At 42.4% G+C, this 21,114-nt stretch carries 16 protein-coding genes; 4 read left to right on the plus strand and 12 right to left on the minus strand.

Going from position 1 to position 21,114, the window contains the following annotated elements:
• The 3 genes from ilvD to ilvG form a co-directional block, all read right to left on the minus strand.
• Positions 1 to 1,857 carry a dihydroxy-acid dehydratase gene (ilvD, locus tag IMPJCBKJ_RS07565; protein WP_166339624.1) on the minus strand — a complete coding sequence of 619 codons (1,857 nt, stop codon included), beginning with the start codon at positions 1,855 to 1,857 and terminating at the stop codon, positions 1 to 3.
• A 104-nt stretch (positions 1,858 to 1,961) separates the two neighbouring features.
• Positions 1,962 to 2,207: an acetolactate synthase 2 small subunit gene (gene ilvM, locus IMPJCBKJ_RS07570; protein ID WP_054554110.1), complete on the minus strand. Its 246-nt coding sequence runs from the start codon at positions 2,205 to 2,207 to the stop codon at positions 1,962 to 1,964.
• Positions 2,204 to 3,853 carry an acetolactate synthase 2 catalytic subunit gene (gene ilvG, locus IMPJCBKJ_RS07575; RefSeq protein WP_166339626.1) on the minus strand — a complete coding sequence of 550 codons (1,650 nt, stop codon included), beginning with the start codon at positions 3,851 to 3,853 and terminating at the stop codon, positions 2,204 to 2,206. Before ilvG ends, ilvM begins: the two co-directional genes overlap by 4 nt.
• Positions 3,854 to 4,390: 537 nt before the next feature.
• Here ilvG and IMPJCBKJ_RS07580 point away from each other — a divergent pair.
• A complete protein-coding gene (locus IMPJCBKJ_RS07580; protein WP_166339628.1) occupies positions 4,391 to 5,269 on the plus strand; it encodes a TraB/GumN family protein in 879 nt (292 codons plus the stop codon).
• A gap of 26 nt (positions 5,270 to 5,295) precedes the next feature.
• Here IMPJCBKJ_RS07580 and modF read toward each other — a convergent pair whose 3' ends face one another.
• Entirely contained in the window at positions 5,296 to 6,753 is a 1,458-nt protein-coding gene (modF, locus tag IMPJCBKJ_RS07585) for a molybdate ABC transporter ATP-binding protein ModF (protein WP_166339630.1), read from the minus strand.
• Positions 6,754 to 6,882: 129 nt separating this feature from the next.
• Here modF and IMPJCBKJ_RS07590 point away from each other — a divergent pair, with 129 nt between their 5' ends.
• On the plus strand, positions 6,883 to 7,506 hold the full coding sequence (locus tag IMPJCBKJ_RS07590; protein ID WP_166339632.1) for a hypothetical protein: 624 nt from the start codon (positions 6,883 to 6,885) through the stop codon (positions 7,504 to 7,506).
• A gap of 13 nt (positions 7,507 to 7,519) precedes the next feature.
• Here IMPJCBKJ_RS07590 and IMPJCBKJ_RS07595 read toward each other — a convergent pair whose 3' ends face one another.
• From IMPJCBKJ_RS07595 to IMPJCBKJ_RS07615, 5 genes are all read right to left on the minus strand, one after another.
• On the minus strand, positions 7,520 to 9,271 hold the full coding sequence (locus tag IMPJCBKJ_RS07595; RefSeq protein WP_166339634.1) for a response regulator: 1,752 nt from the start codon (positions 9,269 to 9,271) through the stop codon (positions 7,520 to 7,522).
• 98 nt (positions 9,272 to 9,369) lie between these two features.
• Positions 9,370 to 11,706 carry a fatty acid cis/trans isomerase gene (locus tag IMPJCBKJ_RS07600; protein WP_166339636.1) on the minus strand — a complete coding sequence of 779 codons (2,337 nt, stop codon included), beginning with the start codon at positions 11,704 to 11,706 and terminating at the stop codon, positions 9,370 to 9,372.
• Positions 11,703 to 12,083, minus strand: coding sequence for a hypothetical protein (locus IMPJCBKJ_RS07605; protein ID WP_054554103.1), 381 nt, complete (start codon positions 12,081 to 12,083; stop codon positions 11,703 to 11,705). The genes IMPJCBKJ_RS07600 and IMPJCBKJ_RS07605 overlap by 4 nt, the downstream gene beginning before the upstream one ends.
• 138 nt (positions 12,084 to 12,221) lie before the next feature.
• On the minus strand, positions 12,222 to 12,887 hold the full coding sequence (locus IMPJCBKJ_RS07610) for an SDR family oxidoreductase (RefSeq protein WP_166339638.1): 666 nt from the start codon (positions 12,885 to 12,887) through the stop codon (positions 12,222 to 12,224).
• 114 nt (positions 12,888 to 13,001) lie between these two features.
• Positions 13,002 to 13,796 (minus strand): VOC family protein, encoded by a 795-nt coding sequence (locus IMPJCBKJ_RS07615; RefSeq protein ID WP_166339640.1) that lies wholly within the window; start codon positions 13,794 to 13,796, stop codon positions 13,002 to 13,004.
• A gap of 231 nt (positions 13,797 to 14,027) precedes the next feature.
• Here IMPJCBKJ_RS07615 and IMPJCBKJ_RS07620 point away from each other — a divergent pair, with 231 nt between their 5' ends.
• The gene (locus tag IMPJCBKJ_RS07620; protein ID WP_166339642.1) at positions 14,028 to 16,094 is read left to right on the plus strand and encodes a TonB-dependent receptor; all 2,067 of its coding nucleotides are present in this window, start codon (positions 14,028 to 14,030) and stop codon (positions 16,092 to 16,094) included.
• A gap of 53 nt (positions 16,095 to 16,147) precedes the next feature.
• On the opposite strand, the gene IMPJCBKJ_RS07625 is transcribed toward IMPJCBKJ_RS07620, so the two are convergent.
• The 3 genes from IMPJCBKJ_RS07625 to IMPJCBKJ_RS07635 all read right to left on the minus strand — a co-directional run bounded on the left by IMPJCBKJ_RS07625 (position 16,148) and on the right by IMPJCBKJ_RS07635 (position 20,334).
• The gene (locus IMPJCBKJ_RS07625; protein ID WP_166339644.1) at positions 16,148 to 16,864 is read right to left on the minus strand and encodes a hypothetical protein; all 717 of its coding nucleotides are present in this window, start codon (positions 16,862 to 16,864) and stop codon (positions 16,148 to 16,150) included.
• 72 nt (positions 16,865 to 16,936) lie between these two features.
• Positions 16,937 to 18,733 carry an alkaline phosphatase gene (locus IMPJCBKJ_RS07630; RefSeq protein WP_138601209.1) on the minus strand — a complete coding sequence of 599 codons (1,797 nt, stop codon included), beginning with the start codon at positions 18,731 to 18,733 and terminating at the stop codon, positions 16,937 to 16,939.
• 11 nt (positions 18,734 to 18,744) lie between these two features.
• On the minus strand, positions 18,745 to 20,334 hold the full coding sequence (locus tag IMPJCBKJ_RS07635) for an alkaline phosphatase (RefSeq protein ID WP_166339646.1): 1,590 nt from the start codon (positions 20,332 to 20,334) through the stop codon (positions 18,745 to 18,747).
• Positions 20,335 to 20,768: 434 nt separating this feature from the next.
• Here IMPJCBKJ_RS07635 and IMPJCBKJ_RS07640 point away from each other — a divergent pair, with 434 nt between their 5' ends.
• The gene (locus IMPJCBKJ_RS07640) at positions 20,769 to 21,083 is read left to right on the plus strand and encodes a transposase (RefSeq protein ID WP_138600120.1); all 315 of its coding nucleotides are present in this window, start codon (positions 20,769 to 20,771) and stop codon (positions 21,081 to 21,083) included.
• Positions 21,084 to 21,114 lie beyond the last annotated feature (31 nt).

A 21,114-nucleotide genomic window follows, 5' to 3' on the forward strand; every position in this document is an offset into this window, starting at 1 on the left:
TTAACTAAGCTCCTCAAGTTTTGCTAAATCGCGAACAGCTCCTTTGTCTGCACTGGTTGCAAGTAATGCATAGGCTTTAAGTGCAGATGAAACATAGCGGTCACGATCAAGTGGTTTATAAGCGTCTTTACCACGTGCAAGTTGCTTTTGTTTACGTGCTTCAAGCTCTTCATCTGACAGCGCTAAAGTGATTTCGCGGGTTGCAATATCAATTACTATTTTATCGCCATTTTCAACATAGGCGATTGCACCACCACTTGCTGCTTCTGGTGAAACGTGACCTATTGATAAACCCGATGTACCACCCGAGAAACGACCATCGGTGATAAGCGCACACTTTTCACCTAAGCCCATTGATTTTAAGTAACTCGTTGGATACAGCATTTCTTGCATGCCAGGGCCGCCTTTTGGCCCTTCGTAACGAATTACAACAACATCGCCTGCTTTTACTTCACCATTAAGGATGCCTTCAACCGAATCATCTTGTGATTCGTATACAACAGCAGGGCCTTCAAAGTGCAGCATTTCTTCAACTACGCCAGCACTTTTAACAATACAGCCATCAAGGGCTAAGTTACCTGAAAGTACAGCTAGGCCACCATCTTGACGAAAGGCATTTTCAACACTGCGGATACAGCCGTTTTCACGGTCATTATCAAGTTCTGGCCAGCGACATTCTTGGCTCATTGCTTTTGTAGTACGGATACCCGCAGGACCTGCTTTATAGAATTTTTGCGCCACTTCATTACTCGGATCGGTCGCATCCCATTTAGCCACCATTTCAGCCATACTGTGGCCTGCCACGTGATCAACAGATAAATCAACAAGGCCTGCTTTACCTAACTCACGGATAATTGCCATCATACCACCAGCGCGGTGCACATCTTCAATGTGATATTTATTGGTTGCGGGTGCCACTTTACAAAGGAAAGGAGTTTTACGGGAAAGCTCATCGATGTGCGACATGTCAAAATCGACACCCGCTTCTTGCGCGGCAGCTAATAAGTGTAAAACCGTATTTGATGAACCACCCATAGCAATATCAACTACCATTGCATTCATAAAGGCAGTGCGATTAGCAATCGCACGTGGTAATACTGCTGCATTATCTTTTTGATAATACTCACGGCATAAATCAACAATGCGCGCACCTGCTTCAACGTAAAGTTGTTTACGGTCTTTATGCGTAGCAAGTGTGGTACCGTTACCCGGCAGCGCTAAACCAATCGCTTCTAATAAGCAGTTCATTGAGTTGGCAGTAAACATACCCGAACACGAACCACAAGTAGGACACGCAGAGCGCTCTACTTTTTCAGAGTCTTCATCGCTTACTGTGGTATCAGCGCCTTTCACCATGGCATCCACTAAATCAAGTTTAATGTCGATATCAGCAAGGCGTGTTTTACCCGCTTCCATTGGACCACCTGATACGAAAATAACCGGAATATTTAAACGCAGTGCAGCTAGCATCATCCCTGGGGTGATTTTGTCGCAGTTAGAAATACAGATCATGGCATCAGCACAGTGTGCATTAACCATGTATTCCACTGAGTCAGCAATTAAGTCACGCGATGGTAGTGAATACAGCATGCCGCCGTGACCCATTGCGATACCATCGTCGATCGCAATAGTATTAAATTCTTTTGGTACACCACCGGCTTCGGTGATGGTTTCAGCCATCAGCTCACTAAGTTGGTTAAGGTGAACATGACCCGGTACAAACTGAGTATATGAGTTAACAACAGCGATAATTGGCTTACCGAAGTCTTTATCTGTCATCCCTGTTGCACGCCACAAAGCACGCGCCCCTGCACGTTTGCGACCTTCTGTTGTTGTTGCACTTCTTAATTTAGCCATAATTACCTCAGTTGTTGCAGTGGCATGCCACTGACTTCCTCATTCCGAATTTATTTCTCACTAAAGCATCACTCTGACTGCTCTAGTTACCTGTTGATTTTTTACTAGATTGCTTGTTGTTGAAATTGGTTTTCAACATTAACGTGTTTAACATCAACCAATTTATTTAACTGTGATGTTAGTAGATAAATTGGCTTATCGCTGTCTACCGTCATGGTGACGTGAAACGCTTCATCAGCCATTTCTAAATTCATGGTTGTTAGGTCAAAGCCGCGATGACGTGCAACGCGTAAAAAGCGCTCTACAGCGACACTTTGATTCTTTAGTGCAATCGTTAGGGTGTGTTTCATTTTACTGTCTCCGTCATCATTTCATCATTAGCTGCACCCGGTGGTACAAGCGGCCATACATTTTCTTTATCATCAATACAGGCATGAAGAATGTATGGACCTTCACTATTAACTAACGCATCAACCGCAGCATCGACTTCATCTGCTTTAGTGATGGTTTGACCTGGAATGCCAAACACCGCTGCTAACTGCACGAAATCAGGATTATCTGAAAGGTTTGTTTCAGAATAACGACCTTCAAAAAATAGCTGCTGCCATTGACGTACCATGCCTAAGCGCTGGTTATCTAAGATTAGAATTTTAACTGGCAGATTGTTACGGCGAATTGTAGCCAGTTCTTGAATGTTCATCATGATTGAGCCATCACCCGACACCGTGATCACAAAATCATTTGGACGAGCAACTTGAGCGCCGATAGCGGCCGGTAAACCAAAGCCCATGGTACCTGCACCACCACTACTTAAATGATTGCTTGGGTGGCTAAACTTCATGTGCTGCGCCACCCACATTTGGTGCTGACCCACATCACAGCACACAACACCCGTTGCTGGCATTTTTTGGCTTAGTTGGTTTAATAAATATGGGGCAAATACTTTCTCGCCTGGATAGTCATAACGCCATGCATGCTCTTTCATCATGCTTTCGATATGCGTTAACCATTCATCAGGCGTTACAAAACAATCAAGTTGCGGTAATGACGTTTTTAAATCTGCCACTAATGACGCTTTTGCAGGCTTACGCTTACCAACCTCTGCTGCGTCGATATCAAGGTGTATCACTTTTGCTTTTGCGGCAAACTTGCTTAAATTACCAGTAACACGGTCGTCAAAACGGGCACCGATACAAACCAAAACATCACACTCTTGCACTGCTAAGTTAGCTGCTTTACCGCCATGCATACCTAGCATACCCAAATCATATTCATAATCAGGTAATACACTGCCTAACGCTTTCAACGTTGATACCGCAGGCATATGTGTTTTTTCTAAAAACTGCATAAGCTCGTTTTGTGCATCAGCAGCTTGTACACCACCACCGATATACGCCACAGGGCGCTGCGCTTCACTTAAGATTTGATTAGCTATTGCAACTTGGCTCGGGTCTAATTTTGGTAAATGATCTTCGGCGGCTAACCAAGGGTGGAATGGCACTTGTGCCATTTGGATGTCTTTCGGGATATCAACTAACACAGGACCTGGGCGGCCGCTTTGCGCTAAGTGGATGGCTTCTTGTAGGATTTCGGCTAAATCTTCTGCTCTTTCAACCATGTAACTATGTTTAGTACATGATAACGACATACCTAACACGTCCACTTCCTGAAAGGCGTCGGAGCCTATTGCGGCGGTAGGTACTTGCCCTGTGATGGCAAGTAACGGCACTGAATCCATCATTGCATCAGCAAGAGCGGTTATTAAGTTGGTTGCACCAGGGCCTGATGTTGCAAAACACACACCTAACTTACCTGTGCTGCGGGCAAACCCCACTGCTGCAAAACCCGCTCCTTGCTCATGACGCGTCAAATAATGTTTGACTGGCGCACCGTACAAGGCGTCGTAAATAGGCATGATGGCACCGCCTGGGTAACCAAAAACATCCTTAACGCCATGTTTGGCTAATAAATCGATTGTTAACTCTGCGCCTGTCATCGTAAATCCTCATTCCTCAGTGACATTGTGTATTTGCTGCGACTCAAACCTTAAAACAAAAAAGCCCCCCGGACTGTTAAGTGCGGGGGGCTTTTTAAATGCTTCACTTTTCTCTAAGCACTAACTAGCCCCCGCGGTAATAATAATCACCACGACGTTAATTAGAATTAGAGAAAGTTTGTTTGTAAGCATTTATCTGTAACCAAATTCTGTTCATTTGTAGCGGAAATCTAGCCATCCCGCTGTCTTTTTCTATTAGTACCGCGCTGGGGGCGTTAAGTCAACATAAAATTCAATTCAAAAAACAAGCAAAAAAACGACTTTATAGAAATAAATATCTAAACTTTACCATTAATAAGATTTATTTTTCGCCATTTGCTTAATATTGAAATTTCATACCTCTTTATCTGCCATTCTATGATTGATTAATTTTTGGCAATTAAATGTAATTTTTTCTGCTTAAAGCCGATTTAATTTAACGCATCAAAGAAGAATTAGTTTAGTATTGAAAATAACCACGTAATGAAAAGGAAAGTTATGAAATTCGTCCAACGTATAAATGCCCTGTTTTTTATGGTGCTACTGCTTGGTTTTAGCCAACATGCACTTGCCGAGCCGGGATTATGGAAAGTAGAAAAGAACGGCGTTGCTTCATATTTATTTGGTACCGTACATGTTGGCGATGACAGCATGAAAGGCTTACCGAGCAAGGTAAAAAAAGCACTCGATAACTCAGATAAAGTCATTGTTGAGGTGGATATCAGCGCTATTTCACCGATGGAAATGCAGCGTCGCTCATTACCATTTATGATGCTGAAAAATGGCAAAACCTTACAATCAGAATTATCACCAGAAAACTATGCAAAACTGCAAAAGTACTTTGCGGATAAATCAATTGATATTGCGATGTTTAAGAACTTAGCACCGTGGGCGGTGATGGTCACCATGATGCAAATGGAGTTCCAAAGCGTTGGTTTTTCAGATCAATACGGCATAGACAAGCAAGTACTTGCTTATGCTCAAGAACATAAAATTTCTGTTGGTGAGCTAGAAACTCTTGAACGCCAAATGGAAATGTTTGAGCACTTAGCAATCATGAATGACAAAATGATCGAAGAAACGTTCGACCAACTTGCAGATGTAGACACCTACTTTTTTGGCCTGATCAAGGCTTGGAAATCAGGTGACATGAAAACACTTACACAGTTTTATAACGAAAGCTTTGATGACTCTCAGTATGGCCAGCTAAGCGAGCAAGTGATGTTGATAGACCGTAACAACAATTGGGTTAATCAACTATCTACTCGCATCGGTAAAGAAAAGCTGTTCATTGCAGTGGGCGCTTTGCACTTACCAGAGCAACACGGCTTATTGAAGCAATTAACAGATAAGGGTTTTACCGTTACCCGTATCTAAATGATTTCAATCGTTTAAAAAGCGCCTTATGGCGCTTTTTTTGTGAAATCAGCCATCTCTAAATAATTGTTGATACCGACTATTTTGTCACTCGCGTGGTGATTAACATACACCACGGTGCTGGTGCCTGCAGCACAGATTTTTTCTATTAGTAATAACACGCGCTGCCTATTCGCTTCATCAAGACCTAAGCAAGGCTCATCAAGAATCAATAAGTTAGGGTGTTTAACCATAGCCCGAGCAATCAACAATAAGCGCTGATCACCAAAAGACAGTTGGCTAAATGAACTGCTTTGTTTATCACTTAAACCTAATAACGCTAACCACTTTTTGGCAATGGCAAGTTGCTTATCAGTGGCTTTTTGGTAAAGACCAATGCTGTCATAAAAGCCCGAAACAACCGTATTGAGTGCGGTGATACTCACTCGATAATCCATATGCAGCGCGTTAGAGATATAACCAATGTGTTGTTTAATTTGCCAAATACTCTCACCGCTGCCGCGCTGGTAGCCAAACACCTTGATATCGTTGTTGTAACACTGCGGGTTATCACCCGTGATAAGGTTCAGCAAACAGGTTTTACCTGAGCCATTTTTACCTGTTAACTGCCAATGTTCGCCTTGGTTAATTTGCCAGTTTAGTTTTTCAAATATAGCCTCGCCGCCATAACTGACTGATGCGTTGTTTAACCTTACCAGCATAGAGTCTGTGAGCGGAGGCGCTTGATGGTCAATATCTGCCTCAGGTATTTGTAGCTGAGTATGAGTAAGGTGCAATAGCTTAAGTAAATCATCGCGCTGCTCGGCTGTAGGCTTTGCTAATTGCTGAGCCACATGACCCTCTTTAACGTAGGCGTAATGATCCACAAAGTCAGGGATCTCAGTTAAGCGATTGAGCACAAAAATAAGGGTCGTTGTTTTACTAAGCTCAGTGAGTAGCTGATTAAGTTCAGCCATTGCCGTAACATCTAAACCATCAAAAGGCTCATCAAGCACAAGTAAATCTGGTCGACCGATTATGGCTTGAATCAGCATTAGTTTGCGGGTTTCGCCGGTCGATAAATCGCGAAATGCCTTGCTAAGTTTGTCACTAAAATCAAATAGGCTTATTAGTTGCTGTAGCAAATCACTATCAAGCTGTTGCTCGTCTCGACCTGCAATAATCAGCTCATAAACTGTACTCGTAGCCGTAACACCCTCAATAATATCATCTTTATCTTTAGTTAACTCGACCGCGAGGAGCTGCTTTTGGCTATCTGGCGATACCAATGCTATACGCTCAAAGCTATTCTCATAGTGGCCTTGCTCTATTTTCGCAAAACCAGCAATGGCAGCGGCCACAGCCGATTTACCCGCCCCATTAGCGCCAAGTAAAACCCATTGCTGCAATGGCGATACATTGATATTGAGCTCATCTAAATAATAAACGTCATTGCCTTGGCCCTTCAGGCTGGCTCGAACATTAACCAACTGCACTTGTTGCACTTTGAATCCTCATTCTAAGTTACCGTTAGCTTGACGTTACCGCATTCGATAAAAAATTAAAAATCGTTTAAACCTTTTTTGAACACGGCTGCGACTAAGGTATAAAAGGTCATTAACAGGAATCAGACAATGAAAAAATTACTTTGTGTAGCAGCAATAGGCCTAGCACTTACAACAACATACGCAATGGCAAAAGACTCACGTGAGCTAAGTCATAACTTTACAGTGAATGGCGCAAGCCAGCTTGATATTGATTTTCCGGTGGGCAGCTTAGAAGTCGAAAGTTATGACGGCAGTGAAGTCGTGGTTACGGTTCGCATTGAACCAAAAAATGACAATAGCTGGTTCAGCTCTGATGTTGATTTATCAAATATTGAATTAAGCCACTCGCAAAGTGCCAGCTCACTTAGCTTAAAATTAGATAACGATGACATTCAACAAAACTGGCATGTAAAAATGCCTAAATCAATGGCAATTGATGTTGAGCTAGGTGTAGGTGATATTGAAATTAACGACGCAAGTAATTCAGTTGAGATTGAACTTGGTGTGGGCGCAGTAAGAATTGATAGTGCGCTTGACGATTACAGACGCATCGAACTAGATACCGGTGTGGGCGACACCAAGATTCGCGGCTTGAAAAAAGAGGCTAACACCAGCCGCAAAGTCGTTAGCTCTCACTCAAGCTACCGAGGCAATGGGCTGCATGATATTGACGTTGAAGTAGGTGTTGGCGACATCAAAGTAACAAACTAATTTAACGCTTTGGTTATCCCTGTGAGCTCTCGGTAAATAAAATACTGAGAGCTTTTTGCACTGAATCTAGCGAGATCGGTTTGTATACATGTAGGTTAGCCCCAAGTTCATACACACGTTGTAAATCATCATTTGATGTATTGGCCGTCACCACCAAAATTGGCACCTGTTGCCCCTGCTCATTACGAATAATATCAATCGCTTTAAAGCCATCCATAACTGGCATATTCAAATCCATAAAGATTAAATCATACTGCTTATCTGACGCTTTATCTGTGGCGATTAAGCCATTTTCAGCGATATCAAAGCTGTAATTTAACTGCCCTAAAATACGACCTAATATAGTGGCATTCAACTGATTATCTTCCACAATTAAGCAGTGTAACTTATTGGGTAATAAAACCTCTGCGTCATCACCAGCGGCATTACTTAACTCTAAGCTGAGCACTACTTTAACACCTTGCGGTTGAGCACTTAAAAACTCAATATTCCCCTGCAAAGCTTTAACAATATGCACCACCCTCAACAAACCAGTTTTAAGGCCTTGAAAATGTTGCTCGCTATCATTTTCCAAGCTGAGTATATCGGTCGGTGGCTTTTCAAACCCTTTGCCGTTATCTTGCACTTCAATAATATAGTTTTGTTCGCCTTGGCTTCTTGCTGTGATCGCAATTCGACCTTGTTCAGCAGTAAACTTTACTGCATTGTTGATGAGTTCAGCCAAAACTTGCTGTAAACGAGCATGATCAGTAAGTACATCTTTGTTAAGAGATTCTGGAATAGCGATACTAAGCAGAATATTCTTTTCGTCGCAAACATATTCAAATGGGGTGATCGCGTGTTTTAGAGTCGACTTTAAATTTCCACGACTCGGGTTTAATTGCCAATTTCCTGTTGTGAGCTGTTGCAAATCAACAAGTTCATCTAACATTGCGACTAATCTATTCACACAATAAACAGCTTGTTTTTTAGTTGCGAGCTGTTGTTCATTGATATCAAGCGCTTCAATAGAGGCTGTAAGGCCTTGTATTGGTGTTCGAAATTCATGACTTGCGCGAGCTATAAAGCGCTCTTTATTTTTGCTTATTTGCTCCGCATATTCTTTTTGAGTTTGATACTTATTAATTGTTTTAGCGATTAATGATTCCATTGGCTTAAAGACAAAAAATAGTTCAATCAATAACAACAGCAAAGCCGTTAACCAAAATATTAATTCAACTGTTGCAATAAATGTGACTTTTTTTACAGACTCTTGCTCAAGCAACTCAACAGCTACATCTAATTCATTTAATAAGACTTCAACTTGTTGAGTTTCGAAAACAGGCCCGTCAAAATCTGTGTAGTCGTCACGGCTATTTAATAGCTTCTGTGCTTTACTTACATAGCGCTTAACACGCGCATCAAGCTTATTTGGAGCAGCAAAGTAATGTGCCTCTAACTCCTGATTTAAATGACGAAACGTATTTGGACCATCGCGAGCAACCAAAAACTGGTGACCTGCAATAAACTGCTCAACGGTGTCTTGTAGCAGCTTGCGATGCTGTTGCTTTACAGGCAGAGACTTGTCATAAATTAATGCGTTACCATGCAAAGCAATCTTTTGAGAGAGCATTCGTTGCTTGCCGGCAATATTGATCACCTCGGCATCACCCTTTTGGATATACAACAAAGATTGAATCAAGGCCGCTGAAAAGGATATTAGAAGCGCTATCGCTAATAACCCCCAGCGATATCTTTTACGGATATCAATAACTAGGTTTAACATGCATTTCTCTGATCTTTTTTATTTTATTCTAGTCTAAATTAAGCAGTAAAGCCCACTATTAAGTGGGCTTTATCAACAAACAAAGCTGTACTTAAAGACTACCTATTTTCGAGGCGGTTATAATCAAATAACCCAAATTCGACACCTCGGTATTCTTTAGCTACACGATGCAAAATATCGCTGTATTGCCAAAACTGAGGATGCGTTCGACGAATCGCAAATTCGCTTTTCAGGTCTCTATATGCCGTCTCATCAGTCACTTTAGCAAGCCCAGCTGCAAATGCAGCAACCTGTTGTTCGTTATGTAGATACCAAATTGCTTCTGGGTAATCACCAATAAACCCCGGTACAATTGTTACAGTATCTTCGTCATAAGCTCGCTGCCCTTCTTCATTCAATAAACTCGAAATATTGTAATGAGCATTGTGATGAATAAGAGTATAGGCTTTGTGCTGTTCATCGCCCTCTTTGACTAACACAAACGAAATTTGCGGCAGTAGATTAATTGCTTTGACAGGCAAATCATTTATTTGTGCAAGCGGTTCTGGCACTTTGGTGTAGTCATAACGAGGACTCAAAATTGGTTTGAGCTTCTCTTTAAGCATGTTATACAGCTCAGACTGCTGATCTGCTGTTTTGAATTCAATGCCAGTAGGTTGACTAAATGACAGTTCATCTTCAAAGAAACTGGTTAAACTAGGTGGTGATTTACGATACCACTGAGCTTTAACTTCTTTACGTTTAGCTTCTGGTAATAACGCCAGATAATTTGCTTCGCCTTCTAAGCGTAAAAAGTCCATATACAAACGAGTTAAAAGCTGATGACCTATATTGCCGTACACATCAAACCCCGCCACCAGCAAGTAATGAATACGTTCAAATAAGGCATAATCGAGTATCCAAGCAGTCTTTGGTTGCTGGCCTATCCACCCTTTTACAACCGTTGCACTATCGAAATGACGGAACACCGTCAGCGCTGCATTTTGGTTATGACCATCACCTTGCCAAAGTAAATCGGTGGTAAGGTGCTGACCGTTCTCAAACATCTTATTTGCCAGTGCAACTTTTGCTGATAAGTATTTGTTTTGGCGTTTTGAGTACTTTACCCAACTAGAAATCGGTAAAGCGTTACTTTCTTCTTCTGCAGGTAAAGCTAGCGCATCTTCATGTTGTAACAACATTTCACCGACTTTAGGTGTCGCCGCCATTTCAGGCTTAGCAAAACCAACCCAAAACTGATCGTTAATCACGTTTAACGCGATTTGACCACGACAAACAGGACCTTTAATAAAGCCCATGATTATAAGCTCTGCTTCATCAAGCATAAATTGATAACGCGAGTTTACTGGAATTGCTGCAAAAGCTTTAAACGGATTTGATGCTACTTCAGGCTTATAGCTTGGCAATTTATTTACTTGATAATCAGCTTCAATAAATTGCGAATGTAAGCGGGCAAGTTTTTCATCATTTAATGCTAAAGGTAAATGTGTTTTAGCTAAAATAGTCGAGCGGTCATGCATTAAACGATAGTAAACTCGTTCAACTTTAGGGTCTTCATAAGGGCGACGCGTGCTAATATGCTTGATCTCTTCTCCCGGCGGAGTCGAAGAGCGAACTAGTTTAAAGTAGCTGTGTTTATCGCCATGCTCAGGAAAATAAATATGCGCTAAGTACCAGTGCTCGTAAATATAACGAGCAGCTAGTTGATGCTTTAAACCATCTTGATTTAAGAAAGCTTCCCAGCGCTCCACTTGCTTAAGTACGCCTTTTTCTGGGGGCTCAATATGAGCAAGATATCCGCCTTTTCTGAGCCATTTAGCAAGGTGCTGAAACTCTTCGCTTGAGATCCCCGGTAAACCATATGGCATACCACTGTGTGGATTATCTTTAGCAAATGAATCAAACTCATTCATTGTGGTGCATGTTTGTTCACGATCGAGTGAAAAATCAAACTCATCGCCTAAAATAGCTTGCTTAGGCAGAGGGCTGCTTTGCTTAAGCACCAAAGAGTTATAAAGCACACTACCGGCAAGGTTCGCTTCTTCGGTTTGTACTCGCTCGTTAAGCACTGGCGTAAAGCCTTTTTCACGCCACTGAGCTGTGGTTGTCGCATCAAATAGTAAACGACTTGGCTCTTGTGCAAGCAAACGTGTGCCATCATAGACACGCTCTTTACTTAAACCTCGGTCAATTCCTTCCACAGAAGATAACTTAAGCTGACAAGGTGCATCATAACAGCCGTGACAAACCACACAACGAGTGTCAAGAACAGGTTTTACGTCACTTAAAAACTCGGCGCCTTCAAGTGTTGATGCAGCAACAACACGCTCTCTAGGTTGCTCTTCACCAAACAATTCATCGTAATGAGCAGCGCCTAAATATGCACAGCCACTTAAAAGAATAAGGCCGAATACGGTCGTGAGGGTTTTTCTCATCCTTCCTCCTCGATATCTTCAACGTCATCACCTAAATCGAAGGTTGGCATCATATCTACTTGCGGCGACACAAAAGTTTGATCATTGTCACAGCTAAGCATTGCGCTCAATAATGGCCCGCGAACTAAAGTTAACTGCGCGTCGTGCTCACTATTAATCAATACTTGATAATCATCATTTAACGCTTCAAGACGATATTCATTAATAGCAATAGCGACACTGCTATCAGCAGCTGGGTTTTGGCAAAGCTGCGCAAGTAACTCTTCGCTTAACGTTACATGTAATAATAGATCTGGAGATTCAATATCGCGGCTATGAAGGTTTTCATCGAAATAAAAAAGAGGAAGGGTTAATTCGCTATTTTGCTCTAATTCCATGTGCTGTTCTCTACATCAAAATGACTTTTAATTGTACGAGTATAGCAAACTATAAGTTCAAAAATTAGCGAAACTTATCAGCAGTTAGCAGCTTTTTAGCTACTAACTAACCGAGTTATAAAAACAGTGAAAAAAGTATTACCAAGGTAGCGCTTCACCATTTGAATGCCAAAACCCACCTGTGTTGCTAAGGTTTAGTTCATCAATACGTTTGATGAGACGCTCTGCTGCAGTTTCAGGGCTGATATCGCCAGCAAAATTAACCATTTGCGTTTGTACAAAGCCTGGGTGAAATAAGCCAACAGCAATTTTTTTATCTTTTAACTCATAGGCTAAACTAACACTCGCAGCATTAAGGGCCGCCTTTGACATGCGATAACCAATGTAACCGCCCGAGCCGTTATCAGCAATTGAGCCCATGCGCGATGTAATCATCGCCACTTTAGCATCAATACCTAAACTTTGCTGTAATGCATGCGTAATACGAATAGGCGCGATACTGTTCACGCTAATTTGCTTTTCGATGGCAGCAAAGTCCATATCAGCGAATGTTTCGTTGTGAAAAATACCGGCGTTATTAACCAAAATATCAATTTTGTCGCCGTGTAAGTAATTGGCAAGTGTTGCAACATCATCGGCGTTAGATACATCAATGTCGCTAATAATTTTCACATCGAGTGCTTGAAGTTCTTCGCTTGGGGTGCGAACCACCGCGGTAACACGGTAACCTTGGGCTGAATATTGTTTACATAAATTAAGGCCAATACCTTTATTGGCCCCTGTAACCACCACATGCTTAGTCATCAATCTGCTCCTTAGTTGGGGGTATTTATACCTAAACCACCTCAAGGTGCGAGTTTCTGCATCTTGATGAGGCTTAGGTGTATACTTTGGGACAGATTGGCAAAAACCAAGAGCTTAAGTTAATTCATCAATGGTTGACTTAAGAATAGAAAAAACGGCCCCTTGTGGGTCGGTAATCACACTAAAACGCCCAACATCTGGAATGTCTGTTGCTGGTACACAAATAGCGCCATTAAGCTGCGTTGCTTTGGCAACCGCCTGATCGCAATCTGCTACCGCAAAATACGGCATCCAATGCGGTGGAATATCATCTGGCCATTCATCGGTCATTTCGAGCATGCCTGCTATCGGTTGCTCATCAATAGTGAATAAGGTGTAGTCCATACCTTCCATGGGTTTCACCTCAAACTGCCATCCGAATAACTGACAATAAAAGTTGCGACTTTTTTGCATGTCTTTCGACACAAGCTCAAACCAATAAAGTAGGTTAAGCTCTTGCACTCTTTTAGCCCCGATATGCTCACCCGCTTGCCACAAGGCAAATGTTGCGCCGCCAGGCTCTTGCAGCATCACCATGCGACCTGCCGTCATGACATCATGTGGCCCTGCCAAAACCGTTGCCCCCAATGATTTTGCCAGCTCAGTGCTTTGGTCAACATCATCAACAGCAATATATAATAACCAATGGGTTGGCATCTCACTCATACTTGCAGGCAGTTGATACATAGCGGCAATATCATCACCTTGCTTTTGCAGCATGGTGTAATACATGTCTTCACCTATTGGCTGATCATCAAAACCCCAGTCAAAAAGTTGCGTGTAAAATTGCTTTGCAGCTTGCCAGTCTTTTGCGCATAACTCGGCCCAACAGAAAGTACCCGCAGGGTGTTTTGTATTTATTTTTGTCATGACTGTTCCTCCTTCATTAACGGTAATCAACAAGCGGCTTTTTTACCAATTATTTTTTAAATTAATTAAATAACCGTTTAGAAAAATTAAATAATCATTATCAGTCACTTACAGAAAAACCAAAGTAAACCAAGTTTTTATAGCCTTTACACAATATTGATTGCAGTAATAAACACATGTATAAATACGAACAATTTTTAATAACAATTATATAGCGATTTAACGATGTCAATGAAATTTGCGCTTCCTTTTTTACTTACTCCTATCGCTGCGTTAGCAAATCAGGCTCAAGATATTGAGCGTATTACTGTTTCTACAACGCGTAGTACGGCACCTGTTAGTACTGTACCTGCAACTATCAGCGTTATTACCAGTGAAGACATTGCTGAGCAACTTGCTCACACTCAAGATCTATCGCAAATTTTAGGTAATTTATTACCGAGTTTTTCACCAAGCCGTCAAAAGATGACTAGCGCAGGTGAAACACTACGTGGCCGTGAACCGCTATACATGATTGATGGTGTACCTCAGTCGAACCCGTTGCGTAATGGTTCTCGTGACGGCAATACAATTGATCCTGCTATGATCGAACGCATCGAAGTGATCAGTGGTGCTAATGCAATCCAAGGCATGGGCGCAAGCGGCGGTATTATTAATATCATCACAAAATCAGCAGGCGATTTTAATCACCAAATGAGCGCGGGGTTTAGCACTCCGACAGACGGTGGCAGCGACAGCCAAAGCTATAAAGCCAGCTACTTATTCAGCCAACAGCTAGATGATATTAGCTTTATTGGTGGTGTATCGGCTCGTAGTACAGGTATGTATCGCGATGGTAACGGAGACTTTGTTGGGTTAGATGGCACACAAGGTGATACGCAAGACTCAACCAGCCTAGACCTATTTTTAAAAGTTAAATATCAGCTTGATAATGAACAAAGTATTCAAGCGATGCTGAACCACTACAAAATTGAGGGTAATGGAGATTTTGTTGCTATTAATGGTGACCCAACAACAGGCCTTGCCACATCAGCTGAAAAAGGCGATATAGAAGGTGATGCACCACGCAACCGTGTAACAACTTTCACCCTTGATTACAACCACACTAATATCGCTGGCGGCAACCTTGCAGTTCAGTTATTCACGCAAGATTTTGCGGCAATGTATGGCGGCGGTACATTTGGTACTTTCCAAGATCCTGAATTTGGTGAAAACCTTTACGACCAATCTCAAAACAAGTCACAAAAGTTTGGAAGTCGCGTTACTTATAATAAAGATAACCTATTAAGCAGCCAGTTTGATATTGCGACCGGTATCGATTTACTTTCTGACGAAACATACCAAGAGCTTGCGCAAACAGGTCGTCATTGGGTGCCAAAAACCAAGTTTAATAACATCGCACCATTCGCTCAGCTACGTTATGACGGCTTAGAAGATTGGACTTTCAATGCCGGTGTTCGTTACGAGTACGGCAAATTAAAAGTAGATGACTTTACTACCCTAGCATCTTACAACAGCAGCTTTGTAGAAGGCGGTGAGCCAAGCTTTAACGAATTATTAGAGAACTTAGGTGTTGTCTACCAAGTGACTGATGACCTTCGTTTCTACGCAAGCTACAGCGAAGGCTTTAGCATGGCCGATGTGGGGCGTGTACTGCGTGGTATAAACCAAGCTGGCTTATCGGTTGAAAGTTTCTTAAACCTAGAACCTGTGATTTCTGATAACCGCGAATTAGGTTTTGAATATGCAAGCGATAGCTTCAATATTAAAGCCAGCTACTTTGAATCTGACTCAGACTTAGGCTCTCGTTTACAAGCTGATGCTGATGGTATTTACAGTGTAAAACGTGAACGCACTGAGATCTCAGGTTTTGAAGCCAATGCACAGTATTACCTAACTAACAGCACAACATTCGGTGCAAGTTACGCTGATACAGAAGGCCAATATGACGGTGATGGCGACAATAAAGTAGAGAGCGACTTAGGCGGCAGCAATATTTCACCGACACGGTTAAACCTTTACTGGCAGCAACAATGGCCAGCAAGTTTGTCTAGCCGCTTACAAGTTAATAAAGTGTTTGATCGCGACTTTAATACTGGTGAAGAATTTGACGGCTACACAACCGTTGATTTATCAGTGCAATATCAAAGTGCTGAGTATGGTGCATTTAGCCTAGGTATCGATAACCTGCTAGATAAGTACTACATCACTTATTATGGCCAAACAAACCCATCGGCAACTCGCTATTTTGCAGGCACTGGCCGAACTGTAAATCTAACTTGGAACTATGCATTTTAGATTTAAGCTAAAGTAATTAAACAACAAAAAAGGCACCAAGGTGCCTTTTTTAATTAGTGATGATGACCATGCTCACCTTTGAGCTGATTACCTTGCGCATCATAAAATCCACTTGCACCATGCTCAACAAACCCTAAGTTGATCATTTTAGCTAAAAATGGATCGCTTTCATTATCACCGATATCTGCGTAATCGGTCGTTTGATAGTTATCCCATTTCGCAAATTCTGCCTGAATCTTTTGCTGGTTGTAATGACTGGCTGTTAAAGCAATTTCACGGCTATAAGTTGGTGTTGAAATACGAATTGCTTTGAGTAACTTTTGATTGGCAAGCCAGCTTAGCTCTATTTTGCTCTCACCCTGCTGCTGTGTGTAATACTCTGTTAACTCACAGCCTTCACCGGTGCTTTTCTGGTGCGTCATTGAGGCTAAAAACTTATCGCTTACTAGCTGATATTTGCTACTCCAATCTTGTTCACCTTGCACTTCCGATGGTTGATACTCAATACCACGCTGGGCATGCTGAAAATAACGAATTGGGCGAATTTGTTGATTGCGCAACTGTTGCCATAATTCAATAAATTGTGGATTCTGCTTAGCCACCTGGTGAGGCGTACGCCAAAGGGTAAAAGTGTTTTCAGTATGCTGCTTATTAGCAACGATTTCTGTGGTGACTTTATAGTCTGCTTGCGTAAAACCGGTGTTCATATCGCATTGCCCTGCAACAGCAAGTGGACTAAGTAATGAGGCAAGTAAGATGGCTGCTTTCACGGGATTCTCTTTTGTCTTGGTTTACTTTATAACTAATTGAGTAAGGGAGGCATGGAGCCTCCCAAACACTCATTATTGTGCTAATTTAGCATCGGCTTGTTTAACAAGGTCAGCGGCATAATCCATAACATGGAAGATAAGGCTTTGCTCATTAGTGCCTGTTACTAAATGTGCACCTGGACCTACTGCATACACACCCACATCTTCTGCTGCGTGTGTTTCAGAGCCTAGTGGTACAACAGCTTCTTGGTGGAAACCTGGCGTTGTTGTGTCAACATCTGTTAAATCAACACGACCCGTTACCGGTGCAAAGTTATAACCTGCATCAGCATCAGTCTCATCACCTAAGTCGCGGAAACCGCCACCATTGGTATAACCAACCGTTGTGTATGGCATGTTATCTGCTGCAAGTGATGGTTCATCACTACCCACAGGTACCACTTTACCTAAAATTGGGTTACCGCGTTTTGGGTAGCCTGCAATGGTAAATACGTGGCTGTGGTCAGCTGTTACTATGATTAGCGTGTCTTCAATGCTGGTTTTATCAAGAGCAACTTGTACTGCTTTTGAAAGCTCAACTGTGTCGCTTAGTGCATTGTAAGCATTACCAGCGTGGTGACCGTGGTCAATACGACCGGCTTCAACTGTTAGCATGAAACCATTGGCGTTGTTATCTAACACATCAATTGCTTTTGCTGTCATTTCAGCAAGTGAAGGCTCGCCTGCTACATCGTTTGCACGGTCTGCTTCGTATTGCATATGTGATTCATTGAATAAACCAAATACGCGCTCAGTTGACTCTGCATCAATTGCATCAAAACCAGCTTGGTCCATCACATATTGACCTGCAGGATATTTAGCTTTCCACTCAGCTGTTAGGTCACGACCATCTGTACGGTCACCTTCTACTGAGCTCACAGCATCAGCAGAGTTAAACGCTGCGTCTTTCGGTAAGAAATGACGACGACCACCGCCCATCACAACTTCTAAACCATCAACATCTAAGCCTTCGTAGCGTGCCTCTAGGTTTGCTTCAAAGTTAACTAACTGCGATGCAATATCTTCACAGCCAGCGGTAACCGCCGCTTCTGGCATATCTGATACGTCTTCCCAGTTACGGTCAGCCGATTTTGCATACGTTGCTGCAGGCGTTGCGTGAGTGATACGCGCTGTCGAAACAATACCCGTCGACTTACCGGCAATCTCAGCAAGCTCAGTGGCTGTAACTAGTTCATTACCTGCAACCGTTGCACAGTTACCACGTTCGATGTCTTCATCAACACCGATAACGCCAGCATCCGTTTTTACGCCCGATGCCATTGCTGTCATCGTACCCGCAGAATCAGGTGTTTGCGCATCAACGTTATAGGTTTTAGCAAACCCTGAGAATGGTAGTGTTTCAAAGCTTAGTTGATGCTCTTCTCCTAGCTTACCCTCTAGTTGACCGGCCATAATACGTGCTGCTGTGACAGTTGAAATACCCATGCCGTCACCAACAAACAGAATCACGTTTTTCGCTTTACCTGACTCTTTTACAACGGCAGCAATGTTTTCTTCGCTACTAGCGACTTTAACTTGTGCTGACTTGAACCATTCATTATCAGTCAACGGCGCTAATTGCGATGCCGTTAACGACGTTGCTGGTGCATTACATGCAACGCTTGTATCCGTTACTTCTGCTGAGTCTAGCTCACCGTTATCGTTGCTATCTTCACCGGTAAGGGTTTCTGTACCACCGTTTACGCACTGCTCAGAGCCAACAGCTAATGTATTTTCAATGGTTAATGTTTTTGGTGAGTTGTCATCGTCATCAGAACAACCCGCTAATGCCACTACTACAGCAAGAGAAATTAAATTTAGTTTTTTCATCGTCGTCGCCATTATTCTTCAATTAGTTCTAGAGCTTGGTTAATGATGTGGAAAATTACGTTTTGCTCCACAACGCCTTGTGCTAGTTGCGCACCTGGACCTTTTGCATGCAGTGAAATATCTTCACCTGCATGAGTCTCTGAACTTAGTGGCACAGTGGCTTCTTGGTGATAACCAGGAGTAGTCGTATCAACACCCGTTAAATCAACACGGCCTGCAAATGCCGCTTCGCTATAAGATGCATCAGCGTCGGTTTCATCGCCTAAATCGCGAAAACCTAAACCATTAGCATAACCAACTGTGGTGTAAGGCATACCATCTGCCGCAAGGCTTGGCTCTTCGCTACCAATAGCAACTACTTGACCTAAGATTGGATTACCACGCTTTGGGTAGCCCGCGATAGTGAATACGTGGCTGTGGTCGGCAGTAACAAGAATAAGAGTTTCTTCTGGGTTGGTGTTCTCAACTGCTGTTTGCACTGCTTTGGCAAATTCAACGGTATCGTTTAACGCGTTATAAGCATTGCCCGCATGGTGGCCATGGTCGATACGGCCTGATTCAACCGTTAAGAAAAAGCCTTTTTCATTGCTCTTTAAGATATCAATTGCTTTACCTGTCATTTCAGATAATGACGGTTCACCCGCTACATCGTTAGCGCGATCTGCTTCGTATTGCATGTGTGATTCGTTAAATAATGCAAATACACGTTTGCTGTCAGCATTTAGTGTATCGAAGCCTGCTTGGTCCATGACGTACTTACCATCAGGGTACATTTCTTGCCACTCAGCCGTTAGGTCACGCTCATCCGTACGGTCACCTTCTACTTCGCTCACTGCATCAGTTGAGTTAAACGTTGCGTCTTTTGGTAAGAAGTGACGACGACCACCGCCCATCACAACTTCAAGACCATCTACGTCAGTCCCTACGAAGCGTGCTTCTAGGTTTTTCTCAAAATTTACAAGTTGTGAGGCAATATCTTCACAACCAGCTTCTACAGCATCAGCCGGCATGTCTGATACGTCTTCCCAGTTACGGTCAGCTGATTTTGCATAGGTTGCAGCCGGTGTTGCGTGAGTAATACGCGCCGTAGAGATAACACCTGTTGCTAAACCTTTAATTTCTGCCAGTTCTGTTGCGGTAATTAACTCGTTACCAGCAACAGTTGCACACTCGCCACGCTCGATATTTTCGTTTACACCAATTACACCTACATCGGTTTTAACACCTGAAATAATTGCTGTCATCGTGCCTGCAGAGTCAGGTGTTTGCGCATCAACGTTGTAGGTTTTGATTTGCGCAGAGTAAGGGAATTCTTCAAAGCTTAGTAAGCCTTCTTCACCTGACTTGCCGTCCATTTGTCCCGCCATGATACGAGATGCAGTCAGCGTTGAGATACCCATACCATCGCCAACAAATAAAATGACATTTTTAGCTTTAAACGTTTGCTCAGCCTGAGCCGCCGCCTCTTTTTCTGTTAATTTTGTTTCAGCAGCACTATACCAATCATTTTGTTTTTGACTGTCTGGTAACACACCTGCATTGGCCGTCGCTGACAATGCCAGCGTTAAACCAATTGCAGTAGCAATTTTATTAATTTTCATCGTTACGTTCCGTTAGTACGTTATTTTAAGAATTTGAGTGCTAACTAAACTGCACTTGGATAATTAGCGCAGCCATACTAAGAAGGCATTGTTACTAAAAAAGTGGTTTTTCATGACGAAATGATGAAACCAAAACAACTTTAGCTATAGGTAAGTAATTAGTTTTAGTAGAAATAACAGAGTTGGTTGCTAGGTGTGAGTTGCGAGGGTAAAAGTTCTAGCTTCTAGGTCAAGCATAACCTTGGGAGTGCTTTAATGTGGTTTGGCTTTACCAAAGAAAAGGTTTACATGGATTGTGTTGGGTTTCGCTGCGCTCAAACCAACCTATCCGAAGAATGAACAGGCCGAATGCTGAGTGAGATACCACACTAAACAACCCTCTCGATCTATGATCTGACTCCATAAAAGTAGACACCTTTTTGGAGTCAGTAATCATGAAAGTAAAGTCACAGCGTAGATATTCCCTCGAATTTAAAATAAAAGTCGTTCAAGAGTCGTTAGACACCACAGATACAGTTAAGATGGTCGCTAATAAGTACGGTATTCATCCTGACATGCTATCAAGTTGGAGAAGTCACATGACCTCGAAAAAGAAAACGGCAAAGCCACTAAAGAACCAAGGCCCTGACAAATCATACACAGATTTAGAACGCCAAATTCGCAAGCTTGAGAAGCAACTCGAAGATGCTCAGTTGGAGAATGACGTTTTAAAAAAGGCGAAGGTCTACTTCGACAGCCTAAAAGAATAAGGTTCGAATATATCCACAAGGTCACAGACGC

Origin of the sequence: Pseudoalteromonas sp. MB47 (genome assembly GCF_011319765.1) — a bacterium.
Classification (GTDB): Bacteria; Pseudomonadota; Gammaproteobacteria; order Enterobacterales; family Alteromonadaceae; genus Pseudoalteromonas; species Pseudoalteromonas simplex.

Excerpts from the sequence above, each read along its gene's own strand:
- IMPJCBKJ_RS07605 (WP_054554103.1), bottom strand. The coding sequence starts at position 12,083 with ATGGAATTAGAGCAAAATAGCGAATTAACCCTTCCTCTTTTTTATTTC.
- ilvM (WP_054554110.1), bottom strand. The coding sequence starts at position 2,207 with ATGAAACACACCCTAACGATTGCACTAAAGAATCAAAGTGTCGCTGTA.
- IMPJCBKJ_RS07595 (WP_166339634.1), bottom strand. The coding sequence starts at position 9,271 with ATGTTAAACCTAGTTATTGATATCCGTAAAAGATATCGCTGGGGGTTA.
- ilvD (WP_166339624.1), bottom strand. The coding sequence starts at position 1,857 with ATGGCTAAATTAAGAAGTGCAACAACAACAGAAGGTCGCAAACGTGCA.
- IMPJCBKJ_RS07590 (WP_166339632.1), top strand. The coding sequence starts at position 6,883 with ATGAAAAAATTACTTTGTGTAGCAGCAATAGGCCTAGCACTTACAACA.
- IMPJCBKJ_RS07620 (WP_166339642.1), top strand. The coding sequence starts at position 14,028 with ATGAAATTTGCGCTTCCTTTTTTACTTACTCCTATCGCTGCGTTAGCA.
- IMPJCBKJ_RS07635 (WP_166339646.1), bottom strand. The coding sequence starts at position 20,334 with ATGAAAATTAATAAAATTGCTACTGCAATTGGTTTAACGCTGGCATTG.
- IMPJCBKJ_RS07630 (WP_138601209.1), bottom strand. The coding sequence starts at position 18,733 with ATGAAAAAACTAAATTTAATTTCTCTTGCTGTAGTAGTGGCATTAGCG.
- IMPJCBKJ_RS07615 (WP_166339640.1), bottom strand. The coding sequence starts at position 13,796 with ATGACAAAAATAAATACAAAACACCCTGCGGGTACTTTCTGTTGGGCC.
- IMPJCBKJ_RS07610 (WP_166339638.1), bottom strand. The coding sequence starts at position 12,887 with ATGACTAAGCATGTGGTGGTTACAGGGGCCAATAAAGGTATTGGCCTT.
- IMPJCBKJ_RS07640 (WP_138600120.1), top strand. The coding sequence starts at position 20,769 with ATGAAAGTAAAGTCACAGCGTAGATATTCCCTCGAATTTAAAATAAAA.
- IMPJCBKJ_RS07600 (WP_166339636.1), bottom strand. The coding sequence starts at position 11,706 with ATGAGAAAAACCCTCACGACCGTATTCGGCCTTATTCTTTTAAGTGGC.
- IMPJCBKJ_RS07580 (WP_166339628.1), top strand. The coding sequence starts at position 4,391 with ATGAAATTCGTCCAACGTATAAATGCCCTGTTTTTTATGGTGCTACTG.
- ilvG (WP_166339626.1), bottom strand. The coding sequence starts at position 3,853 with ATGACAGGCGCAGAGTTAACAATCGATTTATTAGCCAAACATGGCGTT.